At 38.2% G+C, this 16,339-nt stretch carries 13 protein-coding genes and 1 pseudogene; 13 read left to right on the plus strand and 1 reads right to left on the minus strand.

Annotated features, from left to right (window positions below; genetic code table 11):
* Positions 1 to 41 precede the first annotated feature (41 nt).
* Positions 42 to 1,697, plus strand: coding sequence for a glycoside hydrolase family 43 protein (locus tag RM539_RS08025; protein ID WP_311502870.1), 1,656 nt, complete (start codon positions 42 to 44; stop codon positions 1,695 to 1,697).
* Positions 1,698 to 1,849: 152 nt separating this feature from the next.
* Here the strand turns inward: RM539_RS08025 and RM539_RS08030 are convergent, their stop codons facing one another.
* Complete coding sequence (locus RM539_RS08030; RefSeq protein WP_311502871.1) at positions 1,850 to 2,953, minus strand: glycoside hydrolase family 43 protein; 1,104 nt, start codon at positions 2,951 to 2,953, stop codon at positions 1,850 to 1,852.
* Positions 2,954 to 3,239: 286 nt separating this feature from the next.
* On the opposite strand from RM539_RS08030, the gene RM539_RS08035 reads away from it, so the two are divergent.
* The 12 genes and pseudogenes from RM539_RS08035 to RM539_RS08090 all read left to right on the plus strand — a co-directional run bounded on the left by RM539_RS08035 (position 3,240) and on the right by RM539_RS08090 (position 16,329).
* Positions 3,240 to 3,500: a hypothetical protein gene (locus tag RM539_RS08035; protein ID WP_311502872.1), complete on the plus strand. Its 261-nt coding sequence runs from the start codon at positions 3,240 to 3,242 to the stop codon at positions 3,498 to 3,500.
* Between the two features lie 2 nt (positions 3,501 to 3,502).
* The gene (locus tag RM539_RS08040; protein WP_311502873.1) at positions 3,503 to 3,637 is read left to right on the plus strand and encodes a hypothetical protein; all 135 of its coding nucleotides are present in this window, start codon (positions 3,503 to 3,505) and stop codon (positions 3,635 to 3,637) included.
* A 17-nt stretch (positions 3,638 to 3,654) separates the two neighbouring features.
* Positions 3,655 to 3,945 carry a hypothetical protein gene (locus RM539_RS08045; RefSeq protein ID WP_311502874.1) on the plus strand — a complete coding sequence of 97 codons (291 nt, stop codon included), beginning with the start codon at positions 3,655 to 3,657 and terminating at the stop codon, positions 3,943 to 3,945.
* Between the two features lie 38 nt (positions 3,946 to 3,983).
* A complete protein-coding gene (locus tag RM539_RS08050; protein ID WP_311502927.1) occupies positions 3,984 to 4,145 on the plus strand; it encodes a hypothetical protein in 162 nt (53 codons plus the stop codon).
* Positions 4,146 to 4,259: 114 nt separating this feature from the next.
* Positions 4,260 to 4,445, plus strand: a complete 186-nt coding sequence (locus RM539_RS08055) for a glycoside hydrolase family 2 TIM barrel-domain containing protein (RefSeq protein WP_311502928.1) — start codon at positions 4,260 to 4,262, stop codon at positions 4,443 to 4,445.
* 320 nt (positions 4,446 to 4,765) lie between these two features.
* The gene (locus tag RM539_RS08060) at positions 4,766 to 4,927 is read left to right on the plus strand and encodes a hypothetical protein (protein WP_311502875.1); all 162 of its coding nucleotides are present in this window, start codon (positions 4,766 to 4,768) and stop codon (positions 4,925 to 4,927) included.
* Between the two features lie 175 nt (positions 4,928 to 5,102).
* Positions 5,103 to 5,311 (plus strand): annotated as a pseudogene (locus tag RM539_RS08065) (DUF4982 domain-containing protein).
* 23 nt (positions 5,312 to 5,334) lie between these two features.
* Positions 5,335 to 5,586 (plus strand): hypothetical protein, encoded by a 252-nt coding sequence (locus tag RM539_RS08070; RefSeq protein ID WP_311502876.1) that lies wholly within the window; start codon positions 5,335 to 5,337, stop codon positions 5,584 to 5,586.
* Between the two features lie 443 nt (positions 5,587 to 6,029).
* Complete coding sequence (locus RM539_RS08075; protein WP_311502877.1) at positions 6,030 to 7,529, plus strand: SusC/RagA family TonB-linked outer membrane protein; 1,500 nt, start codon at positions 6,030 to 6,032, stop codon at positions 7,527 to 7,529.
* An 876-nt stretch (positions 7,530 to 8,405) separates the two neighbouring features.
* Positions 8,406 to 11,522 (plus strand): SusC/RagA family TonB-linked outer membrane protein, encoded by a 3,117-nt coding sequence (locus RM539_RS08080; protein WP_311502878.1) that lies wholly within the window; start codon positions 8,406 to 8,408, stop codon positions 11,520 to 11,522.
* A 10-nt stretch (positions 11,523 to 11,532) separates the two neighbouring features.
* Positions 11,533 to 13,443, plus strand: a complete 1,911-nt coding sequence (locus tag RM539_RS08085) for a RagB/SusD family nutrient uptake outer membrane protein (protein WP_311502879.1) — start codon at positions 11,533 to 11,535, stop codon at positions 13,441 to 13,443.
* 48 nt (positions 13,444 to 13,491) lie between these two features.
* Positions 13,492 to 16,329: a SusC/RagA family TonB-linked outer membrane protein gene (locus tag RM539_RS08090; protein ID WP_311502880.1), complete on the plus strand. Its 2,838-nt coding sequence runs from the start codon at positions 13,492 to 13,494 to the stop codon at positions 16,327 to 16,329.
* The last annotated feature ends 10 nt before the right edge of the window (positions 16,330 to 16,339 follow it).

Consider the following 16,339-nt stretch of genomic DNA (forward strand, 5'->3'; position numbering starts at 1 on the left):
ATAATGTATATTGTGGAATTACAACCGATTGCGTTTTTATTATGAAAAAAATACTATCTATATTAATGATTTTGCTAAGTGTAAATGGCACTTTCGCACAGGAAAATTTTTTAAATCCTATTTTAGCCGGGTGGTATCCTGACCCCGCTATTACTGATGATGGAGAGGGAAACTTTTATATGGTACATTCTACCTTTGCCTTTTATCCCGGCATCCCTGTTTTCCGCAGTACAGATCTAGTTAATTGGAAACAGGTGGGTAATGTGATACACAGGCCAGAGCAGGTAGATCTACATGGCTTTGGGACTTCCCGGGCAGTTTTTGCACCAGATATTAGTTACGATAAGGGTACTTACTATTTAACCTGTACCATTGTTGACGGGAAAGGTAATTTTGTAATGACTGCAGAAGATCCTGCCGGCCCGTGGTCCGATCCTGTTTGGCTTCCGGAAGTTAGTGGAATAGATCCCGGATTATTCTTTGACGATAACGGCAAATCTTACCTGGTTTACAACAGTGAACCGCCAAATAACCAGGCTAAATACGAAGGACACCGAACCATTAGAATGATTGAGTTTGATAAAGAAAATCTAAAAACTATTGGTGAGAACCGAATTTTGGTAGATGGCGGGGTAGATATTTCTACTGAACCCGTTTGGGCTGAAGGTCCCAGGATTTATAAACTAAACGGCTATTATTATTTAATGACAGCCGAAGGTGGAACCGCGGTGAACCATTCTGAAATGATTTATCGAAACGCCAATATTAATGATAAGTTTATTCCTTTTGAAGAAAATCCAATCTTAACTCAGCGGCATTTAGATCCAGATCGGGAAAATCCTATTACTTCTGCGGGCCATGCCGATATTGTACAACATCCAAATGGTGATTGGTACGGAGTTTTCCTTGCTGTGAGACCATATGAAGGCGATTTATATAATACGGGAAGGGAAACTTTCTTAACTCCGGTGAAATGGGAAAAAGACTGGCCTATTTTCGATTTAGGGGGTGAAGAAATTAAATATTCCTATCCGTTGCCAGAGGGAGTTGAACTTAAAAAGGATTTTATTCCGTTAAACGGTAACTTTTCTTTTAAAGAAAAATTTGATAAAAAGGAGTTGCCGCTAAACTGGATGATGCTTAGAAACCCAACAACTAACTGGTATGATCTAAAAGATGGAGCTGAAGGAATTATCCTTAAAACCCGTCCTGAAACTGTAGAAGGCGAGGCTAATCCTAGTTTTCTTGGTCATAGGCAGCAACATATAATTGGTGAAGTTTCTATTTCAGTTGATTTTGACGCAAAGGCTGAAAATGAGAAAGCCGGTTTGCTCGCTTTTCAAAAGGAAACCCATTATTATTACGCAGCGCTTTCTAAAGAGAATAAACAACCTGTGGTGCAATTATATAAGTCTGATGAATTAATAGAAAGCATTTCTTTAGACAATACAGTATCTGAAGTTGAATTTAAACTAAAGTTTGAGGAAGATGAATATACTTTTTTCTATAATACCGGTAATGACTGGCAACAATTAGGAAAAACTCAGGACGGTAAATTTCTTAGTACCCAGGTAGCCGGCGGATTTGTAGGTGTTAACTTAGGGCTGTATACCACTTCTAATGGGAAACCAAGTGATAATGATGCTTTATTTAATTGGTTTCAATATTCTGGGAATGATGAAGTGTATAGAAACTAATATTTATAGGTCTAAGGATTTATTAAAACCGGTGCATGGTAAGCATCGGTTTTTTTAAGTTATTTCAGAACAATATGCCTCGTTAAAATATAAGATAGAAAAAAGCTGCTGATATTTAAATATCAGCAGCTTTTCAATAATAACAGCTTTCTTTAGTCTAATTCAGTATAAGACTGCATTGTTTTTATTTTACCATTTTCATCATGTTCAATTTCCATCATTTTCATACTTCGTAAGTAGGTTTTCCCATCTGAAAGTGAACTATCGTGGTAGAATAAATACCATTTTCCTTTGTATTCAACTATAGAATGGTGATTTGTCCAACCTACAACTGGTTCTAAAATTACTCCCTGATAAGTGAAAGGGCCATAAGGGCTGTCACCAATAGCGTACGCAATATTGTGGGTGTCTCCTGTAGAGTAAGAGAAATAATATTTACCATTATATTGGTGAACCCAGGCTGCTTCAAAGAATCTACGGTCGTTGTCACCTGTGGTAATAGGCTCTCCGTTTTCATCTAATATTTCAACATCTTTTGGTTCTTCAGCAAAACTCAATAGGTCATCGCTCATTTTTGCGATTTTAGGGCTAAGTGCTGGTTTATCATCAGCAGGATATTCGTCTTCTTCAACAAATTCTCCGGTTTGCCAACGCTGTAACTGGCCACCCCAAATTCCGCCAAAATACATATAATATTCACCATCGGTATCTTTATAAACCGCGGGATCTATACTGTAGCTGCCTTCAATTGGTTTTTCTTCCGGGGTAAAAGGACCCTCTGGCTTATCAGATGTGGCTACACCAATTCTAAAAATATCGTCTTTATCTTTTGCAGGGAAGAAAAGGTAGTATTTACCATCTTTTTCTGCGGCATCAGGAGCCCACATTTGGCGTTTTGCCCAGGCTACGTCTTCTACGTTAAGAACTTCACCATGATCGGTTACTTCGCCATCAGGGTCTTCCATAGAATACACGTGATAATCTTTCATGTTAAAATGATTGCCGTCGTCCATTTCAGGTTCTCCGGAATCCCAATCATGTGAAGGGTAAATAAATATTTTATCTTCAAATACGTGAGCTGAAGGGTCTGCAGTAAAATGGTCGGTAATTAATGGCTCTGAGTGATATTTAATAGTATCTTGTTGTGCTATAGAATCTTCAGATGTCTCATCTTTTTCCTCCTGTTTGTTGTTATCCTTACAGCCAAAGGCGATAAGCGCCGGTAATAAAATTGGAAGGCTTTGTTTTAATTTCATTTTAAAATTGGTTTTAATGTTTCGGGTAAAAATATAAAAATCAATCGTATTCGTGATTATATTTGATAATATATGCCTAATAAGTAATGATTTGAGTTTTTTAGTACACTAAAATAATCGGTTATAAAGCAAACGATTGCTTTAAATAATTTACGGATGAAAAAAATAACTAAATCTCCAATTCTCCTAGTTGCTTTTACATTTCATATCTTAATATTAACGCGCAGGAATCTAATGTAAGAGAAAGAAAATCTTTAAATGAAAACTGGAAATTTTTAAGTACCAAATGGCAGAAGACTCCGATAACTTAATTTATGACTTGCGTCCTAGTTTTGAAGATGATGAAGACGGAAAAGATGCAGATGCAAAACCTACTGAAGCCAAAAAAGTGGACAGCGATGCGAAAGTATTAAAACCCTGGATTTTGCCTACAGGCAATAAATTTTTGAGTAGTGAAGAAGAAAAATATATGAGACCAACTCATGAACCGTTTTCGTATTTCCCTATCATTCAGCCAGAATTTATAATGGTAATTGGGAAACAATAGATTTGTCTCCTGACTGGGCTATAAAAGGAGAAGTTGATGGCGCTATGTCTTACGCTATGGTTTGGTTGAATGGAAAAATAGTAGGTGATTGGCCTTACGGATATGCTTCCTGGCAAGTAGATTTAACTCCTTATTAGAAAGAGGGGAAAATCAGTTGGCTATTCGTATAGATAATCCTCTGGCTTCTTCCAGATGGTACCCTGGAGGTGGCATATATAGGAATTTTTGGTTGGTGAAAAAAGCTCCGGTACACGTGGGGCAGTGGGACACCTTTGAGACTAGAGAAAATATTACTAAAGATTCTGCTAATGTTAATTTGAATATCTCTATCAATAATACCTTAAATGATGCAATTGAAGTTTCCGTTGAGAATTCAATTTACGATTTAAATGATGATGGGAAAAAAGAGGTTCTGCAATTGCTGAGATTGACAGGCTTAATTTGAATATTCCTGCAAGTTCGAGTGAAACCCTAAAAGATAAGGTGAATATTCAAAATCCAAAGTTATGGGGTCCCCCTCCTCACCAGGAACCAAACCGGTACGTCCTGCTCACTAAAATATACAAAGACGGAGAGGTAATTGGTGAATATGAAACCAAGTTCGGTTTACGCTCCCTAGAATTTGATCCTGAAAATGGGTGGTAGTAAATGGAAAAGAAGTTTTTATAAAAGGAGTGAATTTACATCATGACCTTCGGTGCTTTAGGGGTCGCATTTAATAAGGACGAAGCAAAACATCAATTAAACCTTCTAAAAGAAATGGGGGTAAATGCAATTAGAATGGCACATAAACCACCTGCACCAGAATTTTTAGATTTAACTGATGAAGTGGGCTTCCTTGTAGTAAATGAAATTTTTCACGTATGGGAACGAAAGAAAACGCCATTAGATTTTCACCTTATTTTGCCCGATTGGTATGAGCAGGATGTAAGGGCATTCATTTGATGGGATCGAAATCACCCTTCTATAATTTTATGAAGTTGTGGAGACAAAGTAGGGGAACATTATATTGGACAGGAAGGAGCTGTTTCGTATAAAAAACTGCAAAAATAGTGAAGGAAGAAGATACCACACGTCCTACAACCGTTTCAGTGGATTTTGCGAAACCAGATATGCCATTTTCTAAAGTACCGGATGCTATAAATCTGAACTATAAGGGGAAGGGATAAAAAATACGCCTGCACAAGCACATTTAGATGGAATTCGTGCAGAACCGCTATACGGTACATTCCATAATACTTTGCCTCAAAAATTAATTTTAAGTATTGAAAAATGCTGCAACCCTTAGTACAAGGGATGAATTTCTATTGCCGGTACAGGAGGGGATAAGTTATCCTGTTACCGATAGCCTTGGAGGAGATTCACAAAATAAATATGGTAGCGATTACGGATTTTATGCTGTAGAGTTTTGGTTCATCTCCCGATAAGGTTTTTAAAGCTAAAGATCAAAATCCGTTTGTAGGTGGCGGGTTTGTTTGGCACGGATGGGATTATTTAAGGGGGCAAAGCAGGTTTTATCACTACCAGGCCCGTTGGAGACCGGAACTAACAACAGCGCATTTAATCCTGCATTGGAATTGGGAAGGTAAAGAAGGTGAGAATATTCCTGTTCAAGTTTTTTCTTCGGCTGATGAGGCAGAATTATTTCTAAATGGGGATCATTAGGTCGTAAAAAGAAATACGATTATGAGTATAGGTTTAGATGGGATGAAGTTTCCTGTAGGCCTGGTAAATTGGAAGTGGTTACTTATAAAAATGAAAAGGAATGGGCTAGGGATTCTGTAGTGCTACTGATAAGCCTACTGGAATAAGATTAATTCCTGACAGTGAAGTTTTGAAGCCTAATGGAGAGGACCTAGTATTTATTACCGTTAATATAACCGACGAGAAAGGGAGAATTGTACCTACTTCTGATGCACTTCTACAGTTTCAATTATCGGGTCCCGGTGATATAGTGGCTACTGATAATGGAAATGCTGATCATATGACACCTTTTGTTAGTAAATCAAGAAAAGCATTGAACGGGAAAGCTTTAATAATTGTTAAGACGAATAAAATGCTAAAGGTAGCGATAAACTTACACTAATAGCACAATCAAATAGTCTGAAGAACATTCAGGTGAATTTGAAGATACGGAGGTGACAATAAAAATTGGAATTTAAATATTTAATTCTGACGATTTAAAAAAGTTGAGATTTTTAAAAATTAAATAATAGTTACTTCAAAATGTAGTCTCTTAACTAATACATAATCGAATCCGTGAATATTTTATAATATAAATTATTTATAATCAGTAAGTTAAACTTTATAGTTAAGTCTATTAAAGAAAAAATTATTTTTTTTCACGCAAACGATTTCGAAAAATAAGAGTTTCTTGTATATTTATCATTGTATTAAAATCATTACCCAATTATTTAAAACTAAGTAAACTAACACACAAGTGATTAAATATTCGAAAAAATGAAAGAAAAGTTATTAAGTTATTGTTTAAGAATTAAGCATAATTTTTTGATACCAATCATTTTATTGATGGCAGGTTCAATATATGCTCAGGATCTAACAGTTTCTGGAACTGTTACTGATGGAAATATGCCTTTACCAGGTGTTAATGTATTTGTAGATGGTTCCGGGAATGGTACAACTACAGATTTTGATGGAAACTTTAATTTATCTGGGGTGCCTTCCGATGCTGTCCTTAGGTTTAGCTTTATGGGCTATGAAGCCCAAGAAATTCCTGTGGATGGAAGAACAGAAATTAATATCACTATGCAAGATGATGCTGAAGCTCTAAGCGAAGTTGTGGTAGTCGGATATGGTACGCAAAGAAAAGAAGCGGTTACAGGTTCTGTGTCTTCTATAGGAGGTGAAGAATTACGAGAAGTTCCTTCCGCAAACATTTCTGAAGCCCTGCAGGGGCGACTTCCAGGAGTTCAGCTTTCCCAAACATCTTCTCAGCCGGGTGCTACGCAGCAGATTCGTATAAGAGGTGCACGCTCTTTAACAGCCAGCAATGACCCATTAATTGTGCTTAACGGAGTGCCATTTGCTGGTTCGCTGAATGATATTAATCCCAACGATATTAAGAGTCTTGATATCTTAAAAGATGCTTCTGCAACCGCAATTTACGGATCCAGGGGAGCTAACGGTGTAGTTTTAATAACGACAAATAGCGGTCAAAAAGGGCAGGAAGCTCAGTTTAGCTACGATGCATTTTATGGACTCAAAACGGTATTTGGAGAGTATGCTATGATGGGGGCTGAGAAATTTATTGAATTGAGGGAAACTGCTGGGCGATTTACCAACGGGCCCGATGAATCCAACGATATTAATACCAATTGGCAGAACTTACTATATGAAAATAGTATAATAACTAATCATAATCTTGGTGTTACTGGAGGTACTGAAGGAGGTAGCTACAATGCAAGCCTTGGTTATACGAAAGATGAAGCTGTTCTACCAGAACAATATTTTGAGAGATTCTCTTTCAATGCTGCTTTAAACCAAGACATTGGGGATTTTATCCGGGTAGGACTCTCTTCTAATAGTAATTTTTCTATACGAAATGGTATGAATCAAGGTTTTTTTAGTGCATTGTCAGCCTCTCCTATTGCTGACCCATATAATGAAGATGGAGGTCTCAAAAGAATAATTCGCATGCCACTGGATGATCAGTGGGTTTATACCCGAGAAAGTATTGAAAACTTAGGAGATTCTTGGATTGATCAAAGCCGTGAATTCGGTTCTTTTAATAATTTCTTTGGAGAAGTTAAGATACCTGGTGTTGATGGCCTTAGTTACCGAATCAATCTTGGTCTTAATTATAGAAATACCAATGGAGGTAATTATACAGGTGTAGGAGTATTTAGTGCTCAGGGCGATACGCCATCCAGTGCATCAATTAGTAACTCTACTACAACTAGATACTTAATTGAAAATTTGGTCACGTATGATCGAACTTTTAATGATAAGCATAAAATAAACCTTGTAGGATTATATTCTACCGAGGAGACAAAATTTAATAGTTCTTAGGGAGAATCGGGGCAAAGACTTCCACAGCCATGATTTCTCCTGAAAATCAATCTGCGATCTGAAGTTTCATACCTGCAAAATCAATTAAAAGCTATTAACAAAGGGCATGATCGAGCTTCATAGAGCATTTGAGCTTTGCATACTTCTGGTAGTAATGTTCCAAAAAACTGCGTGTAGCTAAAAGGATGCAAATATATCTAATAGTGAAAAAGAAAAGTAAACCCAGGATGGTTTTTGGCCTTATTCATTCGCTCAAAATACCGCGTCACCTGATCAAACAATTGATTATCAAAAGTGGTGTGAGAGATGAATAAGGCTTCTAAATTGGCATTATGACACACTATTAAACTCTTTGGAGATATAATCGCTGGCTTTAAAAGCCTGCATATAATTATTTACGGTATTACCTGCAATTCCTAAAGTGGTACTGATATTGTGGTAACTAAGGCTATCTTGGAGCAATGAAATGTTGCTTTAAGTACATAGAATTAGGGTATTTACCAAATCGCATAATTTTAGCGATAAGGTAATTTACTTGATTTTTCAAAGTGGCGCAAAACGAATTAGGATTAAGATATTATTCTGTCACTTCTTGAAAATTGACCAAAAGAAGTTGCAGAATGTGAGCAAATATTATTTTGATTCCTGAATGGTCTGCCTCTCTTTAAGAGCAGCTTTTATTGTAAATGTTGATGTGATTTTTCATTAGCATTTGAAATTAAAAAAACTTTTTTAGTTTTTTTTAAGGAAATCGATTGCGTATTTAAAATTATTTTTGCAATTTGCTGATTCAAAGAAAGTGAAAGTCATGATGCATTAACATAAAAATCAATAGAATAAAACTCATTTTTTCCTAACATTCTAAACTCTGATATAATGATCAAAAAAATCCTATTCAATGGTCATCTGCCTCGGAAGAAATTTTTCCTCTTCCTATTTTTGATTTCTGCGTTTACCGTACATGCTCAAAACATAACAGTAAGCGGGGTTGTCTCGGATGCTAATGCAACTCTCCCAGGGGTTACCGTTCTAGTACGGGGGACATCCAATGGAGCCGTTACCAATTTGGATGGCTATTATGAATTAAATAATGTACCTGTAGATGCGACATTACAATTTACCTATGTTGGTTTTCAAACAGAAGAAGTTCCAGTGGATAACAAATCTGAAATTAATGTGCAGCTGGAAGTTGACGAGGAAGCCCTAGCGGAGGTCATCATAGTGGGTTATGGTAGGCAGACTAAGAAAAGTGTGGTTGGGGCAATTACGCAAACAACCGGAGAAGTTCTTCAAAGAACCGGTGGTGTAACAAATATAGGACAAGCTCTTACAGGACAACTACCTGGCGTTATTACAACTTCATCTACAGGGCAACCTGGAGCTGAAGATCCCAATATAGTTATTCGTGCACAAACCTCGTGGAACAATAGTAATCCTCTTATTCTAGTTGATGGTATTGAGCGTTCTATGAGTGATGTGGATATATCGTCGGTAGCTACAATTTCTGTACTTAAAGATGCTTCTGCCACGGCAGTTTATGGTGTCCGTGGTGCTAATGGTGTTATTCTTATTACTACAAAACGTGGTGTAGAAGGGAAGGCCAGTATTGGGGTGCGTGTAAACTCTACCATGAAAATGGCCTCCAAACTTCCTGAAAAATACGACTCCTACGGCGCATTAATGCTACGCAACCAGGCTATTGAAAGAGAACTGGCCCTTTCCCCTGTTAGCTGGGAGGATTACACGCCGGTTGATATTATTAGCAAATATCGTTACCCTGCAAATTTAACAGAGGCAGAGCGATATGCAAACGTTAATTGGGAAGATGTCTTGTTTAAAGATTTCGCAATGGCGTATAATGCAAGTGCCAATGTGTCCGGTGGAACAGAACTAGTGAAATACTTCGCAAATATTAATTTCTTAAATGAAGGAGATTTATTTAAGACAGTGGATAATGCACAAGGGTATCAACCAGGGTTTGATTTCAGTAGGATTAATGTCCGTACGAATCTGGATTTTCAATTAACGAACACCACTAAATTTAGCACGAACTTGTTTGGTTCTAATGGGGTTCGCCAGGAGCCTTGGAATTTTAGCGGTAGTGCCCCATGGGGAGCAGCCTATACAACTGCACCCGATGCGATGATTCCTTATTATACTTCTACTAACACTTGGGGGTTTTATCAACCACATGATGCGGCACAACCAAATTCGTTATATTTTCTAGGGCGTGGTGGTCGTGAAAAAATAACTCAGGCAAAAATCACTACTGATTTTAGGTTAGAACAAGATCTTGATTTTCTTACGGAAGGACTGAGTTTTGAAGCTTTATACTCTTACGATAATACTTTTCAGGAGGTCGATAGGGGTATATCAGATAATTCATTTCAGACGACCCAACGTATGTGGGTCAACCCTGATACCGGAGAGGAAATTTATGCTTATCCGATTGATGCATCAACACAGCTTGATTTTGTTAATCAAAGAATTTGGAATACCAATCCGGGTGTCGTCAATATTGGTGGAACCTACAGAAGACAATATTATTCTCCACGCTTAAATTATGCACGCGATTTCGGAGGACATTATATAACATTACTTGGCATGATGAGTCGCGAGAAATATTCATTAGGTAGTGAATTTGCTCATTTTCGGGAAGATTGGGTGTTCCGTGGTACATATGCTTACGAAGGAAAGTATTTCTTTGAAGTTAACGGCGCATACAATGGTACGGAGAAGTACGGGCCTGCGAACCGCTTCGCTTTCTTTCCGTCGCTTTCAGCAGGATGGATGCTAACAGAAGAAAATTTTATGCAGTCTTTAAATTTCATCGATATGTTTAAAATTCGTGGATCATGGGGTCAAATCGGTGACGAATCTGCTGGAGGTCGTTTTCTCTATGCTGATCAGTGGAATTATGGCGGAAGGTCTTTATTGGGTCAAAATGCAACAAATGAATCGCCGTATGTTTACTTTGTGCATTCAAGCATTGGTAACCCTTCTATATCTTGGGAAAGTGTAGAAAAGGTAAATATTGGTGCAGATTTTTCCATCCTGAGTGGATTAATAGAAGGAGAGGCGAATTATTTTTGGGATCACAGAACTGACATTGTAATGGGGGGAGCTTCCCGCGCAGTTCCCACATATTTTGGGGCTGTAAACCCAACCGGAAATATTGGTGAAGCTAAGGGTTCGGGATACGAATTAGAAATAAGATTGAATAAACAGATAAACAGCGACCTTACACTATGGGCAAACACGAACTTTACACATGCTAAAAGTAAGATCCTGTTTGCTGACGATCCGGAATTATATCCAGATTATCAGAAAAGAGCAGGATATCACATTAATCAAACACATTCATACATTGATGCAGGATATTTATCAGGCTGGGATGATGTGCTTGGAAGCACTCTTCGGAGTATTAATAACGACGCCCAATATGTAGGAGACTATAATATTGTGGACTTTAATGCAGATGGGGTTATTGATAATTATGATGTGGCTCCTTATCAATATACTACTACTCCCCAAAATACATATAGCTCAACGATAGGACTTGATTGGAAAGGTTTAAACTTCACGATGCAATTTTACGGTGTCTCAAATGTTAACAGAGAGGTGTTTTTTCCTACTTTTTTCGAAAGTAATAATAATGCATATGTGGAGGGGTCGTATTGGACTGCTGATGGTGGAGGCGAATATCCCATGCCAAGATGGCTTGCTAAAAAAGGGGATGAGGCTCGGGGTACCAGATACTGGTATGATGGCTCATATGTTCGACTAAAAACAGCTGAGTTGGGGTACACGATTGGGAATGAATGGACAAACCGAGTAGGTATAAGATCTCTTAGGTTCTTTTTAAGCGGTAATAACCTGTTTTTATGGACAGAATTGCCGGATGACCGTGAAAGTAACTTTAGTGGTAACTCTAGAACCGGTGCATATCCAACGATGCGTCGGGTTACTCTAGGATTTGATATAACACTTTAAAATTAATATTATGAAATTAAAAATGAGAATAAAGCATATTTTTATTTATGCTTTGCTTTTCGCGAGTGTATTGGGATTGGTTTCCTGTGAAGATTATCTAGATAAAGCTCCGAATAGCGATATAAGCGCAACGGAACCCTTTGAGAATTTCAGAAATTTTCAGGGTTTTGTGGAAGAGTTGTATGGTGCTATACCAGTATATACTGCCTATGCCTATCATAATTCCTTTAATTTGGGAGATGATGTGCACTGGGACCAATCAGCAACCAGTGAGTTTGCTTTTGATGTGGACCGGGGTAATTATTGGGATTGGAATGCTTATGGATCCCCTTTTTCAGCCAGTGTTTCGTCCGATGTTGTAGCTTCTCATGATCCGAAGAACAAAGGGCGTCTGTGGGGAATGTCTTGGTATGCTATTCGGAAAGCGAATGTTGGAATTGCAAACTTAGATCTTTTAGAAGACGCTACTCAGGAGGAGAAAGATGTGATAGCGGGTCAACTATATTTCTTCAGGGCTTGGTTTCATTTGGAACTTATGAAATATTGGGGAGGCCTTCCGTATGTTGATGTTTTAATTCCGGCTAGCGAACCTGTTCGACTTCCAAGATTAACCTATCAGGAAACAGCAGATAAAGTAGCTGAAGATTTCATAAAAGCTGCTGAACTATTGCCGGTTGATTGGGATGCAACAGCTGTTGGTGCGGCAACTTTGGGTAATAATAATCAACGGGCAAACAAAGTTATGGCCCAGGCATACCTTGGAAAAAATTACCTGTATGCAGCAAGTCCATTGATGAATGAAGCTTCTGGTGGCTCAGCTACTTACAATTCAGAATACGCACGCTTGGCCGCTGATGCTTTAGGTGAAGCACTTTCCGTAATAGATGCAACCGGAAGATACGAGTTAGCTCCTTTTAGCCGTTATTCGGAATTGTTTTACTTACAAAACAGCAATGGACAAATCCCTGGTTTAAAAGAAACCATTTTCTGGGAAAATACATCGGGCGCTACGAGCAGGTTCAGATGGAATCAGGTTAATGACTATATTCCTAAATACCTGAGTCAGGGAGGCTATTATATTAGCCCGACCGCTAATTATGTTTTTTACAATTATGGGATGGCTAATGGCTTGCGAATAAATGAAAGTAGAGATATTGAACAGGCTGACCCTGAATCGGGATACGATCCGCAATTTCCGTGGAAAAACAGGGATCCAAGGCTATATAAAGATATTATTTTGGATGGTGAAAGGATTAGTGCAACCGAATCTTTACCGCAAGACCAACAGTTTGCGAGTCTTTATACGGGAGGTTTATATAGAACTTCAGCTGGGGGGCGATCAAACCTTACAGGTTTGGCCCTTACCAAATGGAAGCCTAAAATAGCTGAAAGAAATCAAGAGAGTACAACAATGAATAATAACAGCGTAGTGCTGAGCTTAATGCGACTGGCAGATGTTTATTTAATGTATGCAGAAGCAACAGCTGTAGGCTATGGAGTAGATGCAAGTGCGAATACTTATGCCATGACAGCTGTTAATGCGATAAATGTAGTGAGAGAAAGAGCCGGTGTAGGAGAAGTTGCAGATAAATATAAAGTTTCTCTGGATGCCTTCTTAAGCGAGGTACAACGGGAAAGAGCGGTTGAGCTGGCTTTCGAGGGACATCGTTTTAATGATTTACGCAGGTGGAAATTGTTGACTGAAGAACCTTATACTTTAAAAGGTGCCTTGCAATTTGAAAGAGATCCAGATGGTTTAACCGGTGCAGCACTGGCTGAAAATTACAAGGATGCAAAAGTCTTGAACTTGCACATGGAAACCATTTTTGAAAGGAATTTAACATCAAAACACTACTGGTTCCCATTCTTACTTGATGATGTTAATCTTTATCCTGAATTTCCGCAAAACCCAGGATGGTAAATTTATTTATGATACAGCCTTAATTAATTAAACTTAATTTCAAATGAAATGAAGAAAATATTTATAAAGACCTTCACTATTGTATTTACCGTGCTTTGTCTAGGAGTGGTAAGTGTTCAGGCGCAGGAGGAAACAAATGTTACGCTTAATGATGAGCCGGAGGAAGAACGTGATAGTATTGTTCAGGTTCCCTTTGGTACTAAATCGAAGAAAGATATTCTTGGAGCAGTTTCCACTGTTAATATTGAAGATTTACTGAAAAAAAACTACCAAACCAATGCACTTGATGGAGTTGAAAGCTTCGTAGGCGGATATACAGGAGATATTTGGGGCCAAAATCCTTTAATCTTGATAGACGGTGTACCCCGAAGTCTTGACAACGTAAACGCCACTGAAGTAGAGACTGTTACTGTTTTAAAAGGTGCAAGTGCGGTTGTTCTTTACGGGAGTAGGGCTGCCAAAGGAGTAGTTCTTATTACCACTAAACGCGGAAAGCAGGGGCCATTGACAATTGAGGCACGTGCTAATACCGGGATTTTTGTTCCAAAAAGTTATCCAAATTATTTAGATGCCGCCTCATATATGACATTATATAATGAGGCATCAGATAATGATGGAGTGGCCCGCATATATGATGAAGCCACTATTTATAACACGGCTGAAGGTGTCAATCCATTTAAGTATCCGGATATCGATTATATCTCTTCCGATTATTTAAAAGAATACTATAACAGAAGCGATGCAACTGTTGAGGTTTCCGGTGGGGATGAAAAGACGCAGTATTATACGAACTTCGGAGCTAGTTATAATGACGATATTATTGATTATGGTGAACAGAGAAATAATAGCGACCTTAATTTACGTTTACGTGGAAATGTTGATATGAAGCTCTCAGAATGGCTTTCTGCTGAAGCTAATGCATCTGTTATTTTTAATAATAACTACATCGGCCGCGGTGATTTTTGGGGGGCTAGTGCTTCAATGAGGCCAAACTGGTTCACTCCTTTAGTGCCTATCAGCTCCCTGACTGAAAATGAAAGATTACAGAGCTTTGTTGATAACAGTAACTTTCTTATCGATGGGCAATATTTATTGGGAGGTAACAATGCGGTGCAAACGAATGCTCTTGCTGACATGTTAGGTGCTGGATATATTAGGTACAAATCACGTACCTTTTTGTATAAAGTGAGCGCAATGGCTGATTTGAGTGGAATTACAAAAGGTCTTACCTTTAACAATTCATTCAGTTTGGATTATGACAATTATTTTTCCGAAGCCTATAGAGAAGAATATAGAACGTATAATCCTGTTTGGTCAAACATGAATGGGGAAGATATAATCGTTGACCTTAACACCTATGGAGATGATGTAGTCTCTTCAAATGAGTATGTAGGCGATTCAAGATACACCCAAACAATGTCTTTCTTTTCCCAATTAAATTACTTGAGAACATTTAGCGACCTTCATAATGTTACTGGTAACTTAATTGGATGGGGTTTTCAGTCAAGAGCTTCGGTAGATGAAGGACACGATGGCAGTGATTACCAGAGTACGGTCAATACTAATTTAGGTCTGCAACTTGCTTATAATTACGCTCATAAATACTATGTAGACTTTTCTAGTGCAGTTGTTCATTCTCCTAAATTACCAGAGGGAAATAGGACTGCTTTTTCTCCTACGGTTACTTTGGGATGGAGAATGAGTGATGAAGGTTTTATGGATGGGGCTTCGTTTATTGATAATCTCAAATTAACAGCATCCTATGCCAACCTACATCAAGACCTTGATATTCAGGATTATTACATGTATCAGGGGTATTTCGATGACAATGCATGGTACCAATGGAGAGATGGAACCATGGGGGGAAATGCTGTACTGTCAGGTCAGGGAGCAAATCCTAATTTAAGTTTTATTACTCGTGAGGAATATCGAGTTGGTCTTGACGGCTCATTATTTGGTAATAGTATAGTGTTTGATGCAAATTACTTCAACCAATTAACTGATGGTCTGTTATCTCGAGGTGCGAGTACTCTCTTTCCATCATATTTTAACCGATGGGACCATTCCTTTCTTCCAAATGTGAATTTTAATAAGGATAGGAGAACTGGCTATGATTTCTCTGTCTCGCATCAAAACGAAGTTGGGGATTTCAAATATAACTTTGGTGTTGCGGGCATGGTATATGATTCAGAAGCTGTTGTCAGGGATGAGGTATATCAAGATGCCTACCAGTATAGAGCTGGTAAACCTGTGGATGCATCATTTGGATACATTGCTGAAGGCTTTTTTGGGGATTTAGCTGAAATCGAAAATCATGCAACCCAAACTTTCGGAAATGTTAAGCCAGGAGACATTAAATATACAGATGTAAATGGTGATGGGGTTGTTGACCAGCGTGACCAGGTTGAACTTGGGAGAAGTCGCTCACCCTTTACTTATGGCTTAAACCTGACATTAAATTATAAAAACTGGTCATTATTTGCAATGGGGCAAGGACAGTTCGGAGCAATCGGGTATAAAAACTCTTCCTACTTTTGGGTTTATGGAACTCGTAAGTATTCTGAAGAAGTGTTAGGACGTTGGACTCCTGAAACCGCAAATACTGCAACTTATCCTCGCCTATCAACTACAGGTAATACCAACAATTTTAGGAACTCCTCATTTTGGATGTATGATAACAATCGTTTTGACCTGACGCATGCCCAACTTACTTTTGACTTTCCTGAAACGGTTTTCCAAGGTACCTCATTGCTGAGTGAGTTAAGCCTATATTTAAGCGGGCAAAATCTCTTCACCATATCTAAAGAACGAAAAATGATGGAAATGAATATTGGAAGTGCTCCTCAGTACCGATTTTATAACTTTGGTGTAAAGGCTAAATTTTAATGGGAAAATT

It is taken from the genome of Autumnicola musiva, from assembly GCF_031846585.1.
Classification (GTDB): domain Bacteria; phylum Bacteroidota; class Bacteroidia; order Flavobacteriales; family Flavobacteriaceae; genus Autumnicola; species Autumnicola musiva.